The 13588-nt window shown below is 32.5% G+C and carries 14 protein-coding genes and 1 pseudogene; 6 read left to right on the plus strand and 9 right to left on the minus strand.

Annotation, left to right across the window (positions count from 1 at the left end):
- The first annotated feature begins 123 nt into the window (after window positions 1-123).
- Both JFU20_RS00800 and JFU20_RS00805 read left to right on the plus strand, forming a co-directional pair.
- The gene (locus tag JFU20_RS00800) at window positions 124-810 is read left to right on the plus strand and encodes a response regulator transcription factor (RefSeq protein WP_078205168.1); all 687 of its coding nucleotides are present in this window, start codon (window positions 124-126) and stop codon (window positions 808-810) included.
- Entirely contained in the window at window positions 807-2327 is a 1521-nt protein-coding gene (locus JFU20_RS00805; protein WP_201038184.1) for a sensor histidine kinase, read from the plus strand. The genes JFU20_RS00800 and JFU20_RS00805 overlap by 4 nt, the downstream gene beginning before the upstream one ends.
- Window positions 2328-2749: 422 nt before the next feature.
- Here the strand turns inward: JFU20_RS00805 and JFU20_RS00810 are convergent.
- The 5 genes and pseudogenes from JFU20_RS00810 to JFU20_RS00830 all read right to left on the minus strand — a co-directional run bounded on the left by JFU20_RS00810 (window position 2750) and on the right by JFU20_RS00830 (window position 6724).
- Window positions 2750-3432 (minus strand): annotated as a pseudogene (locus JFU20_RS00810) (IS6 family transposase).
- An 82-nt stretch (window positions 3433-3514) separates the two neighbouring features.
- Window positions 3515-4267: a quorum-quenching N-acyl homoserine lactonase AiiA gene (gene aiiA, locus JFU20_RS00815; protein WP_078205170.1), complete on the minus strand. Its 753-nt coding sequence runs from the start codon at window positions 4265-4267 to the stop codon at window positions 3515-3517.
- A 291-nt stretch (window positions 4268-4558) separates the two neighbouring features.
- Window positions 4559-5032 (minus strand): GNAT family N-acetyltransferase, encoded by a 474-nt coding sequence (locus JFU20_RS00820; RefSeq protein ID WP_003193530.1) that lies wholly within the window; start codon window positions 5030-5032, stop codon window positions 4559-4561.
- A 171-nt stretch (window positions 5033-5203) separates the two neighbouring features.
- A complete protein-coding gene (locus JFU20_RS00825; protein ID WP_002068948.1) occupies window positions 5204-6292 on the minus strand; it encodes a saccharopine dehydrogenase NADP-binding domain-containing protein in 1089 nt (362 codons plus the stop codon).
- Between the two features lie 120 nt (window positions 6293-6412).
- Window positions 6413-6724 (minus strand): ArsR/SmtB family transcription factor, encoded by a 312-nt coding sequence (locus JFU20_RS00830; protein WP_000995770.1) that lies wholly within the window; start codon window positions 6722-6724, stop codon window positions 6413-6415.
- Window positions 6725-7383: 659 nt separating this feature from the next.
- Between JFU20_RS00830 and JFU20_RS00835 the strand changes: the two genes are divergently transcribed.
- Window positions 7384-7659: a hypothetical protein gene (locus tag JFU20_RS00835; RefSeq protein ID WP_002144215.1), complete on the plus strand. Its 276-nt coding sequence runs from the start codon at window positions 7384-7386 to the stop codon at window positions 7657-7659.
- Between the two features lie 310 nt (window positions 7660-7969).
- Here the strand turns inward: JFU20_RS00835 and JFU20_RS00840 are convergent, their stop codons facing one another.
- From JFU20_RS00840 to JFU20_RS00855, 4 genes are all read right to left on the minus strand, one after another.
- Entirely contained in the window at window positions 7970-8203 is a 234-nt protein-coding gene (locus tag JFU20_RS00840) for a hypothetical protein (protein ID WP_201038185.1), read from the minus strand.
- Between the two features lie 264 nt (window positions 8204-8467).
- Window positions 8468-8614: a BC1881 family protein gene (locus tag JFU20_RS00845; RefSeq protein WP_000738549.1), complete on the minus strand. Its 147-nt coding sequence runs from the start codon at window positions 8612-8614 to the stop codon at window positions 8468-8470.
- A 551-nt stretch (window positions 8615-9165) separates the two neighbouring features.
- On the minus strand, window positions 9166-9627 hold the full coding sequence (locus tag JFU20_RS00850; protein WP_002169666.1) for a CarD family transcriptional regulator: 462 nt from the start codon (window positions 9625-9627) through the stop codon (window positions 9166-9168).
- 217 nt (window positions 9628-9844) lie between these two features.
- On the minus strand, window positions 9845-10753 hold the full coding sequence (locus tag JFU20_RS00855) for an acyl-ACP desaturase (RefSeq protein WP_201038186.1): 909 nt from the start codon (window positions 10751-10753) through the stop codon (window positions 9845-9847).
- 661 nt (window positions 10754-11414) lie between these two features.
- Here JFU20_RS00855 and JFU20_RS29950 point away from each other — a divergent pair.
- From JFU20_RS29950 to JFU20_RS00870, 3 genes are all read left to right on the plus strand, one after another.
- Window positions 11415-11585: a GNAT family N-acetyltransferase gene (locus tag JFU20_RS29950; protein WP_374222317.1), complete on the plus strand. Its 171-nt coding sequence runs from the start codon at window positions 11415-11417 to the stop codon at window positions 11583-11585.
- Between the two features lie 498 nt (window positions 11586-12083).
- Window positions 12084-12383 (plus strand): hypothetical protein, encoded by a 300-nt coding sequence (locus tag JFU20_RS00865; RefSeq protein ID WP_201038187.1) that lies wholly within the window; start codon window positions 12084-12086, stop codon window positions 12381-12383.
- A 461-nt stretch (window positions 12384-12844) separates the two neighbouring features.
- Window positions 12845-13219 (plus strand): hypothetical protein, encoded by a 375-nt coding sequence (locus JFU20_RS00870; RefSeq protein WP_002187324.1) that lies wholly within the window; start codon window positions 12845-12847, stop codon window positions 13217-13219.
- Window positions 13220-13588: the final 369 nt, after the last annotated feature.

Below are 13588 nucleotides of genomic sequence, written 5' to 3' on the forward strand. Positions count from 1 at the left end.
CTTTCGTATTAAAAGAGAAAATGACAAAAAAATAAAAAACTACCAGGTATTTGAATGACTTTCAGCAAATTTTAAGCATAATCGTAGATACTAACAATAATGAAGAAAAAGGAGGCATAGAACATGAACTCTCTTAAAGGGGTTAAAATATTAATAGTAGATGATGAACCCCATATTTTACAGTTTTTAGAGATCGGGTTAATGAACGAAGGGTATGTAGTAAAAAAAGCGACAGATGGAATAAGTGCCATTAACTTAGTACAAGAATTTCAGCCTCATATAGCCATCTTAGATGTAATGATGCCTGGTACAGATGGGTTTGAAGTATGTCGAATGATTAAAAAAAGTGGCGCTCTCACTTCCGTAATTATGCTTACTGCAAAAGACGAAGTAGATGATCGAGTGAAAGGATTAACATTAGGTGCAGACGATTATGTAATTAAACCTTTCAGTTTTGATGAATTACTTGCTCGTATACACGCACGTCTTCGTAATCAGTTTCCTAATTTATTCAACGAGATTATTTATGGTCCTTTTAAAGTGGATGACCGTAGAAAAGAACTGCGATTTAAAGATGATATTTTGGAACTTTCTCCTACTGAATACGAGCTACTTAAATATATTGTAATTAACCACGGGATTGTACTAAGTAAAGGTGTGATACTTGATAAAGTATGGGGATATGATTTTCAAGGTGATGAAAATATTGTGGAAGTGTATATTCGTTCACTCAGGGAAAAATTAAAAGATAAAGAACACCGACTCATTCGCACAATTAGGGGAGCGGGGTATCGTGTGGATTTACCATGATTAAAAGAATCCAGTTCTTAAAAAACAAAAGGCTACTGCCTCACTCCCTACGAAAGCAACTTTTAACTCGAACATTATTTATTTTATCTCTTATTCTTTTGAGTATTGGTCTTTTACAATTTTGGGTAATGAAAGACTTCCTGTATAAAAATGAAGCCGAGACATTACGAGCGAAGATGATGTCGTTACCACCAGAAATAGATTTACTTCCTTTTAACTCGGAAAATAATGAAAAAAAACATCCTGATCCTAATCGACCAAGATTTCTGTTTTCACAAGATATTTCACTTGCAATTATCGGACCAGCTAGTGGTTATAAGGACTTCGCAGAGAGTACTGGAATGTCCTCTCCAAAGTTATCAAGCAAAGAGTATGCAAAAATATTAGAACAGTTCTCGAATCGTAAACAAGTAACCTATAAAGTAGTACGTAATAAAGAAGGGATTGAACAATTAATTGTTTTTAAACCTATTCGGAGTCTTCCAAACGGTTCCGATGGAGATTTTAATCAAGTTCCTAATCAAATTCTTCAAATTGGAACAGATACTGCTCCTTTACGTGATGTTCTATTTCAGCAATTACTAACATTCGTTGTTCTATCTGTACTAGCTCTACTTATCGGTTTAGCGCTATATTTACCAGTTCTAAAAAACACATTGATTCCTCTTTCTAACATTGTAAATGCAGTAAAAAATACGAATGCGGATAATTTGGCTGATCGACTACCTACACACCAAGGACAAGAAGAAGTTGATCAATTAGCTTTAGCATATAATAACATGTTGAAGCGATTAGAGGCATCCTTTCAATATGAAAGAGAAACAAAAGAGAAAATGAAACGTTTCATTGCCGATGCTTCTCATGAACTAAGAACACCACTTACATCTATTCATGGTTTCTTAGAAGTATTATTACGAGGCGCAGCTGATCGTCCTGAACAGCTTTATAATGCTTTAAACAGTATGCACGGCGAATCAAAACGCATTATAAAGTTAGTAGAAGATTTATTTTTTCTTGCAAAAATGGATCGTGAGCCTGGACTACATTTATCGGAAACCAATCTCACCAAACTTATCTGGCAGATGAAACCACAATTAAGCGTTTTAGGTGGACATCGACAGATATCATATGATCTAACAGAAGGAGTAAAAGGTACTTATGATGCTGATAAAATCAAACAAATTATTTTAAACCTATTTCATAATGCCGTCCAACATACTGATTCTACTACAGGCAAAATAACAATTTCTTTAATGGTCTTAGAAAACCAAGTAGAAATATCCCTAAAGGACAATGGATCAGGCATAAAATTAGAAAACCTTCCTTATGTATTCGATCGTTTTTATAGAATTGATGATTCCAGAACAAGACAGCATGGTGGATCTGGTCTAGGGCTTGCAATTACTCAGACTATTACTCAAGCACATAGAGGAACAGTATCTGTAAAAAGTAAGTTTGGAGAAGGAACGACTTTTTATGTGTATCTACCGATAATTTCGCCATCACTAAAACAGTAATAAACAGGGGAGAAATGTAATTCTCCCTTGTTTATTACTGACATGTATTCTTTTACTTTTTACAATTTAAAAGCAAAGGATTATACATATGACTCATTCAAGTACTCTGAAACTTATTCATATTGTAGAAATATCCATTTTAAGATAATGATACGCTTCAAAATCTTCATTTGTATAGAGTAACTTTTAGTAATCTCAGTGCTCCTTTTGCCATAAGCATGTTTTTCCTATATCGATAGACGCAATTATGCCTTTTATTGTTTATATTTCTCTTCTAAACTTCATTGCAAATTCCCTGGGACTGTCCGCAAAAGGATGTATTTTGTTCTCCAGATATTTCAATCCTAACCTCTCCATATTCTTTGGGTTCTGTTGCAAAGTTTGAAAAAAGCATAAACAGGTTGGTAAATGAGGAACAATGTTTAGGGAGTAGCTAGTAATTGTTGAAGTTCATTGCACGTTGAAAAGGCGGAGTCTCTTTGAAGACTTCGCCTTTGTTTATATAGGGCATGAATGGTCTCGATACCTTTTATCGTACGTGAAGCATGACGAAGATTTTGAAATCCTGCAGATTTAGCAAAACGTCTCTTTACATGCCTATGATCCTGTTCAATAAGATTGTTTAAATGTTTGATTGTACAATGGATTGTAGTTTGATAAAATCTTTGTTTTCTTAATTTGTTAAATGCGCAAAGTAATGCTGGCGCTTTGTCTGTAGTGAGAACCGTTGGTTCTCCAAAATGCTTTACTAATTTTTTCATGAAGGCATAGGCAGCCTAATGATCCCGTTTTTTACGAAGTTGAATATCCAATGTATGTCCATCTTTATCAATTGCACGATAGAGATAACACCATTCTCCCTTAACTTTGATATAAGTCTCATCCAAATGCCAAGATAAGTATGCAGATTTATTTTTCGCTTTCCAAATTTGATAGATGAGGCTTCCATATTCATGAACCCATCGCATGATGGTTGTTGGGTGAACTGAAATACCACGTTCTTTCAGGATGATACATCGCGATAACTTAAAGAAAAACGGCAGCAGTAGCCGACAGCTACTAAAATAATATCTTTCTTGAATTGTTTTCCTTTAAAATATCTCATGTCTGATTCTCCTAAATCCTGTTTTCTAGAGTGTAGCTTTATATAGAAAACTTTGCAACAGAACCACTTTTTATATGCTATATTACAAATAAGCTGGGAACACTTTACAGCCCTTTTCTTGCTCCATATCATGTCCAAAGAAAATAATTGGATTTTCTTTCCTAACAACATCTTTTAAACGTTTTATTGAAGATAAAGCTAAATCCGAATCAAATCCAGCAAACGGTACTTCATCTTCAAAGTTTTCTTTCGTATATGATGCATCAATAGTTAACAACACTGGACCTGATTTTTCCGTCTCAATTAATAATGACTGATGCCCTGGCGTATGTCCCGGTGTATATATTAATTGCACACCTGGCACTACTTCATAATCCCCTTCAATGATTTTATAGTTTAAATTCGGCAATATACATTCTTTCAAATATTCCTCTCTGTGGAGTGCTACCTCATATTCAGCACGCTGTACAATAATTGGTGTATTTGTAAAAACGCCATTTCCTCCTGCATGATCAAAATGCAAGTGAGAACTAATGATATAAAGAAGATCTTCTGGCTCATATCCGGCACGCTTTAAAATATTTGCGATCCTATCGTTCTCATTCATTTTAGGTAAAACTTGTCCTTCAACAATTGTACCTTTAAAAAGATTCTCATTATTAAGAGCACTTTCTGGCATACCTGTATCTACTAAAATAAGTCCCTCTTCTGTCTCCAAAAGATAACACCAAACAGGTAAGTTTAGTAGTTTACCCGGTGTAAGTGTACTATTAACTGAAGAATGATCCAACATACAACGACCTGCTGGGAGGAAATAAAGCTTCTTTACTGTCATTATGTATCCACCTTTACAAATAATTTAGGATAAAACAATACAATATAATATTTCGCTTATTAGAAATAAACTCCTTCTTACCTTTCATTATTTCAACCATTATTTTTTCAATTGTTCACAACTTTTCATTACAAATTCAGTGATATTGGAAAGCCTATGCAGGAATTCAGTCCGCCTTTAGGCATAGGATAAAAGTGTCAACTTTCCGTAGAAAAGTTAACGTCAAGTAACTCCAAAATATACAATAAAGGTTGATTTTAGAGTTACTTTTCCACATTGGAATATCTTGTCTTATTCCCCTTTTTCGGTGGATGGGCAAAAACACCCTAATTCTAGAAATTCATCAGTTTCCATAAAACCAAACTTCTTATACACTGGTCTACCCATTTTTGAAGCCCCAAGCCATATTTGTGAGATACCTGAAATCTTAACTTCATCAACTAATTTAGTTAACAGCTTTGTTGCGATTCCTTGCCCACGATAATTTTCATTAGTATACATATTTGTGATATAAGCCTTTTTTCCAGTCTTATTGGTGTAACAAGGTGGAAATTCATAAAAAATAACTGCACCACAAGCTATAGTTTCTTCATTATCTTCCACTAGCCATTGAATTAAAGTACCTTCACTTAGTTTATTTTTAAAGAAAGCATATAGTTCTCTACCAATATCTATATTAGGTTCTATCCCCTCATCAACTAATTGCTTTTTTCTTAACTCGACCAATTTATCAATATCATCGATATTTGCTTTGCGATATTTCAAATTTTCACAACTCCTTTATAAAATTACAACTGACCAGCCCCATAGCATAATTAATTCTCATCATTTTACCATTGATTCTTATTAAACTAAACTGCCATTAAGTTATTTGGGGTATTTGCTCTTCTTTGCTTGATAGCCATATGTGTACTACCACGAATATAACGATACCTTTTATATATTTTGTTTCGTAATATTAACCCCATATTCCCTATAAAAATCTAAAATTACAGATGCATTCATACCCAAATCTAATAAATTTTCCGGAAAGTAAATTTTAGAATCCGGAACCACAATATCAGATGTTTGTAAAATGTTCTCTGCTTGGACAGCTGCTCCTAAAGCAGTAAGATGTGTCTGTCCTAACGGATCTGATATATTCACACATCGTCTATGCAATACACCAGTAGCATCATAACCTTTAAGGTGAATAACTATGTTATGTGCACTTCCCCTTCCGGGTTTATAGAGAATATTTTTCCGTAAATCGGTAAATTTTTCTCCGCTAATCATTTTCCAAATCCCTGTATTCACCAGAGAAACCAGTCCATATGTAGATATTTTACTATCAAAAGCAATACGAAAGTTAGCCGAAACAGCATGAATTGATTCTGGCAGGGTTACGTGATCAGGAGTATCCAAACGATAACATTTGGTTATATAACCGTTGGGAAAGCGGACTTTGATTGGATCAGTCATTGGATAAGCCTGTCGCATTCCCTCTCGAGCTTTGACTTCAAATGGAATCGTTAACCGGTCCATATATGCTGTCGAATTTGGTCCTGCTTTGTCTTGAAGAGAATATAGTGCGTTGATATCAACCGTAACCTCTTGAAGATCTTTTGAATACATTTTAGCAAAAAGGGCTGCTGTCCCTCCCATCCACCCCGAAGCTAATACAACAGGGGATTGGACCTCAACATTTTTTAATCGATCAATAGAACTCTTAAAACGTTCAGTCCAACGAGTAATGTCAACCAATGGAATTTTTTTTCGAACTGCAGATAGAAGTAGTCTATCTTGCGGGTCATTAACCGCATTAACAACTAATGTGAAATTATCATCCAAATTTCTTAAAGGATCATCTGTTGTGTTGTCTACAGTGACTATTTTTACTCTCTCTGATTCAAAAGGTAACGCTTTCCCTAAGGTTCTTCCTCCTAATCTAATTTCCAAATCAGGATGTCGATCATGTAAAATTTGAGCAATTTGACTACCAACAACACCATACCCACCAACAATTAATACTGTTTTCTTATTCATCTGAAACCTCCATTTTAATTAGTACGAGATTATAAGTTTAAATGATTAAAAACTTAAACCTTTTAACGTAATGCCGCTAAAAAAAGGGACAAAAGGTGTCCCTAAACTATAAATGAGTACCTAATTCTTACATTCATCTTCAACTAAAGAAACAAGTTCTTTTAAAAGATTTATTGTTTCATTAAATTCAAGACAATAATACATTTCAGTGCCTTTTTTCTGAACTCGAAGTAACCCTGATTGTTTCAATATTTTCAAATGATGAGATACAGTAGGTCTTGACATGGGAATATGCTCCGCAATTTGCGTCACATTCAAGCTATCTTTATCAATTAAAAGCGATACAATTTGCTGACGAGTTGGATCTCCCAACCCTTGAAAACATGGTCTTAAATTTTCTAAAATATGCATTACTTTATCATTACAGTTCATTTCGCTAACATTACCTTCCGTTTAAGAATTTAATCATTTAAACGTATTATAAATTACATTACTATCTAATGCAATAAAGAAGTAGCACCAACTTTAAGTATAAATATAGAAAGTTTCATAAACAGCCATTTTTGATTTTCCAGATTTTTAAGAATGGCGGGTCTTTTTTCTGTAACAATTTCCAAATTCATTCCAGCTACAACCAGGACAAACCCACGAAATTCACGAAGACTCTATCGGATTGTATCAAAAGCTTCCAACTCAAGTGATCCTGCTTTTCTTGTTTATCCTCCTACAGAAAAACGGGCGAAAATCTCATCGATATGAGAAGAAAACAGTCTTTGATATATTAGGTGTCGTTTACAATTGTGCCATGTCTGATAATCAAGCGGCTTAATTCAAAAAAATGAAACCCGTTAGGGTTTATTTCGTATGCAAATCTTTAAATTCCCTACACGTAGCCTTTAGAAAAAAGAAACAACCTCTACTATAATTGACGTTGTATAATCTTAGCTTGATAGCGATGTGGCGGTACCCCATGGCCATCAAGCTAAGTTTGTTTGAGGAGATGTACGAGACAGGTGTGAATTTAGGGGAATCCAATATTTTCTATTCAAATATGATAGAATAGAAGTATATCCAAAACGGAGGAACAACAAATGAACTCAAACACAAAACAGTTTATTTATGATATCCAGCAAAGAAAAAACAATTATATGGAAAATGTATTAAAGGCAATACAACACCCTAAAAAAGAGCAATCTGAACAGGTCATTCAAAATATAGTAGAGAAGATGGATATGATGATCAGTTTAGTTACTACTTACATGGCTATTGAATCAGAATCTATGAAAGAATTAAAAGAGCTTCAGGAAGAAATTATTCATGCGCAAGCATATATTCAAAAACGAAAATTTGAAGAAACACAGAGATAAAACCCTGTGTTTTTATTTGGTCGTCTATGACGCCAATCTATTATAAATCAAATTAAGGGATTAGGTACACTTACCATATTTTGTTCACTAAAGTCATTTCCCTCCAAACAACTCATTCTATAAGACTCCTTTCTAATTTACATTCTTTCTCTCACTATATGATATAAATCCTATAAATATGCTAGAAGGATAATTCATTATAGGAACGAAACTAACATTTTAATAAGGTTCCTTTTGCTAGTTAATAGGTAATGATATAGGGATACTTTGCATGTACATCTAGGTTGTTCCTTTCAGGCTATGTATCATTTTAAATACGCCCTTTATTAGAATAGTGCTCATACTTTTTTTGAGATTCTTTCGTAATACGTGCGTTAAGTAAAATTGCTAACAACAAAAACACTCCATATGTTCCCCCTGTAGCTCCTATGATAACCACACTACTACAAACAAGTACAATTAGTAGGAGGAACGAAACTAAATAAATATGTTCATAGTTCTTTGACATCTTCTCGTATTTTATGCGTTCTTTCCTTGCATCCATCTAAATTCCTCCTTTACATTATCCATTTCACTATCAAATAAATCTCGTCCTTAAAAGGGAAACAATATATCTTTTTAAATAATTAGCTTGTTTTTTATCAACTAATTTATATAACGTAAAAAGAAATCCTACCAATATTAAGCTTTCCACCATGATAATCCCGACCCTCTCCTTCCTTTTTAATTCCAACACATCAGATAAAAGTAGCAAACAAAAAGGATCCTCCCTTCTTTTAAAGGCTGATCCTTTTCTTCATGCATTCAACTATTCTTGATTAATTAGAATAACAGCTGGTCCATCTACACGAATTCCACCAACTTCGATTTTTTCATAAGGCTCAACTGTAATAGAAATGACCCCTTCCCGCTTCTTTAATTCATTACTTAATTCTTTTGTTAACATTTTTTTCATGTGTGCACTCCTTCTTCCTGCTTAATTTATTATTGTTATGTAAATGAAATTAAAAATGGTTTCCTGGTCTGGAAACCATTTTTTGTAGTTGACCATATGGTGTTACCAGTTCGTTTATCAATTTTACGTAAAGAAGAGATAAACAATTACCTATTCACTGTCTCAGTAGATGTAAGGAACTCTTAAAGAGATAGCGGTGAGATCGATTGTTTTTTCTTCTAGAAATAATGACTTAGATAATATATTACCTAAAACAATGAAAGCCCTACCTCTCTTTCATCCTTACGGATCCTTGTCCGTGCCAGTGTGAATCAGGATTGCAAAAATCAAGTGACTATTTGATCGAGTTATTTGATGAAACTTCGAACGTTCGTAAAAGAAATGTAAAAATAAAAATGGATTAGATTGAAGTAATAACAAAAGAGGTTCCTACTCTAAAAGTGAGTTGAAGAAGTTGAATGTCTTTGAAATGATTTACTTTTAATAATCATCATATTCCCGAAAAATTCAGGATATTTTCGGGGGATGTAATACATTATCTATAATGAACCTTAACAGAAACTTTTTAATTGATTTTCAGTGATCCCTTTAATTAATCCCAGTTCACTAATCAAAAATTCATGTGCGTTATCCAACATTTTTTTTTCGCTTGTATTCAGTGCTTTTTCTTTTTTCATACGCATTAGATCACGTACAACTTCAGCACCTTCTTGTATTTCACCCGTTTTTATTTTGTCCGTGTTCACTTTATACCTTTGTTTCCACGGCAGTAATTCATCTGATTCTCCATGCTGAAAAATGTGTATAATGTGTTTTAATGCAAGTATATCAGTAACTGGGCGTATACTCGAACTTAATATTTTACCCATAGGAATCATGACTTGCATATTACTGATTGACATTTTTATAACAAAATACTGTTGTTTTTTCCCTGAGAATTCTTTTTCTTCTATGGCTTCAATTATACCTGCTCCGTGCATTGGATAAACAATGTTATCGCCAATTTGAAACATATAATCCACCTCCATATATGGTAACCTTCTTAACCTTAACATATATGTGATTTTTTATCAAATATTTTATAATATCATAAAATTATTTTTAGTGTCAACTACTTTTTTCTTTAAAAATTAAATCAAATAAAAACACCCCCAAAACAATAGGGAGTGTGTCAGATTTCCCATAAAGGGAAGGGGAATTTCCCCGCTTATATTCTGAAATCTCTACTCATTAACGTAGATCAGTTTTCCCTTGAAAACGACCAAATCGATCCCGTATTTTTTTCAATCTTGTGTGGTATTCCAAAATCTCAATTCTTGCTTTTTCAGCTAGAGGTGCAATGGGTCGTAAGTCTTTTAACCCCCAATAATCAACCACTACATCAAGTACTTGATCAAAATATTGTAGTGGTCCATAATTCGCTTCTTTTGCAATTACAGTCATTCTATTTTCAAAATCAGGCATGACGGCACCTGGCATTTTAAAATTCTTAATCACATTGGCAATATGATAGCAATAATTAGGTTCTAATTCCAAATGTGTTCGAATGACGTCTCGATAAAACGCATAATGAAGAGTTTCATCTTTTGCAAGACGGCGTAATAATGTAGCAAGATCTGGATCGTGCTTACTTGCAACCTTAGCTACATTATTGTAAAACACCATCGTTGCAAGTTCTTGTAGCGTCGTATACGTCATTGCTTCGATTGGTGTGTGAAAATCGGGCTCAAATCCACCCTCAACGACTGACTTTCTTAATTCATGTAATCGTTTAGGGTTCACACTTCGAGTGAGTAGTAAATATGTCTCCAATAAATTCGAATGTTGATCCTCTTCTGAAGTCCAAGTATGAATAAAGTCTGTAATAACAGAAAGGGACCCTTTAAAAGTCGCAGATAAATACGTTGTAAACCATGGTAAATTCACTTCTGTTAATAAAGCTGTTTCAATGGCCGTAATTACACCAGAAGGAAGAGTAACTTGACTTTCATCCCAAGGAACTCTTTTAAAGTCCATTCCCTTATCCCATGGTAAAAACTCATGATAACCCCAGTCTATCTTCTGCGCTCTTGTTTTATGTTGTTCATACAGTTCTTTTAAACGTGGTTCTAATCGGAAATCTAAATCATTTGTTAGCATATATAAGTGCCCCCTTTTCTTATCATAAATAATCATCCTATTTTTACATTCATTTTTATCCTTAAAAATTTTCTACAAATAAATATTACTTTCCTTTTTTTAAGTCCAACATAATAATTTTGTAACAAAACTCCTTAAGAGCGCTATGTTTTTATAGGATTTTTTCATATAAAAAGGGATACTGAGGATAACATTCATGGATGAAGATACTCGTCATGTTTTAAATCTTGGTGAGTGTAAAAAGGTGCATGCCTATAAAGAATCGTTTTATTGTGGTTTTAAAATGAAGCTTGATAATTTTAAAAAGATTGATAAGAAATCCTATTAGCTTTAAGAATTAATAGGATTTCTTATTTCACTAACGGTACAGATTAGCTCATTAAATATCAGATTCCGAATAGTTAATTTAATATTTTGAAACATGTTATAATGTAGTCCAAGAGTATATATAGCTTATCTAATTTTAAAAATTATTTGGAGGAATAATATGAAAATAAAGTTAGCTACGCTAGATGAAGTTAATCAAATAGAAATTTTATATCAAGAACTTTTTTTAAAAATGTCAAACTTTCAGCCGAAATATATAAAGCCTGCTAAGTAGGATGTAGAGTTTATCAGGAAGACAATCAATGAAAAGGATTCGGATATTTTAATAGCTGAAATCGATAACGGTACAGTAGGGTTTTTACTTAATCAAGAACTAATCACACCATCCTATAAGTGTTTGGTTGAACATAAATACGCTTTTATTACTGATATAATTGTTGGAACCAAATATCAAAATCAAGGAATTGGTTCCGCTTTGTTATTAGAAGCAAAAAAAATGGGCTGAAAATCGAAATTTAGATTACTTAGAGTTAAATGTACTGTCTGAAAATATTGGCGCTATTACTTTATATGAAAAGCAAGGATTCAAAGATGTAAGACATACAATGCGCTATGAATTTTCATTGAAAAGACATAAGGAGCATTAATGTGTTGAGAAACTATTTATTACAGGTGCGTTAGTACAATAAGGAGTATTAAAATAATCAAACTTTTTTATAAAAAACTCGTACCTAGCTATAAAAGAAACTCCATTTTGATCAATCTTTTTTCAAAATGGAGTTTTTCTATTTATTGTTAAATAAAAATTGATAGTATTTTATACACATTATCAACTTATTTAGACGTAAGATCCAATTTATTAGATTAAGCGCTTAAAAAACAAATACAGTTGATGAGATAGCCTTAAACGACAATTCCCAACAAGATTACTGTACATTAGCTATGATGAATTAGACCTTATTTTTGGAAACAGTATACAGCTCAAAGGGAAGAGGCGATAAACATGCAGTCAACGGAAGCTCATATGAAGGAAAAACAACGTAGAGAAAAAATAGAAATAATATTTAGTCACAGGGTAAAAGGAGAGAGTTATTTTCATGGTTCCTCCTATCAATGGAAAAACATTGTATACCAAAATTTTAATAAGATACAACAAAAAGAGTTGAAAATGGAACAACTCATTTTTGAAATGGAAAAAGAAGGGGTTATATTTGCGCAGCACCGTTCACTCATACACTATCCCGTCATTGATTTTATTAAATATATAGCTAAGGTTTATAAGAAAACCATTGAAATACAATAAAAATGATTATATTTTTAAAATAAATAATTATATTCAAAGAAAACCTTTACAAAAAGTTTATTTTTGAACATTGTTAACAAAAAAGCTCAAAAACTCATTCAAATATTTTTTATTCAAAATACTATTCGTTTTTGTTATAATAATAACCATAACGTATTATATTCGTTTGTATATCTTCAGATTTTGTGAAATTTATTACACAAAAAGACAGCTCTTAATTAGAGTTGTCTTTTATTTTTTCTCGATATATATAATACTGTTCTCACCAACCCTTTATACGATGATTTTATCATAAAGGGTCGTTAAAGTTAATTTGATTTTGACAATAGTTTTGATAACGTAGTTAAGCGATTTAGAAGGGTTAAATTTCTCTCACTTTACATTTATCAAAAACCATCGTTTTTGAAACACTTATAAATAATAAATCTAATAATTATGTACTTTGTAATAGGTAAGAGTTTATGATAAAAATAGGAAATATCCCAAAAAACACACGAGGGGCGTTGATTAAGATTTTTTTTAAAGACTTTAACTACAAAAATGAAGGTGATTATTTATATCCAGTTGAGTATTATCAATTTCGCCAAGCAAGCACACATAATACATTCAAAGTTGAACTATTATGTTTTGATGATCGTTATGATTTCCATTTAACAATTGATAATGAAGCTATCCCTTCAAAGTATAGACTTGTAACAAGCATCTCCTTTGAAATTTATGAAGAATTTGGATTTGAGCCTTATGATTTTAGTTCTAAACACGCTACTCTACAAAGGGCAATTGATATGGCAAGTGCAATTGCAAAGAAATATTGTGAAAATCCAGTTAATCAATAATAAGTAAAGACCGGATATTATATCCGGTCTTTTTTGTATTTGCTGTATATTAAGGTGATTTTTTTGTTAAATTATCACAATTATTAATGCGTCTTTTAAATTTGAGGTTAAGGACTCAAATTTAAAAGAAAAAGAGAACCCAAATGGATTCTCTTTTCTTGGCATATTTACAACATGGAGAATACTGAGACAACTCTTTCAAAACTTTATTAGGGGAAAGTTTTGAAAAACGCTCTTATAATAATACTTACACAAATGTAATATATAGTAAATTTATAGAATTAAGACTGACTGTTCTTAATTTTTAAAAAACTAAATCCTCGCCATACTAATGTAGTTAGATATCCAGTACTTCATGAAACATTAATA

This window comes from Bacillus sp. TH30 (assembly GCF_016650875.1).
GTDB lineage: Bacteria > Bacillota > Bacilli > Bacillales > Bacillaceae_G > Bacillus_A > Bacillus_A mycoides.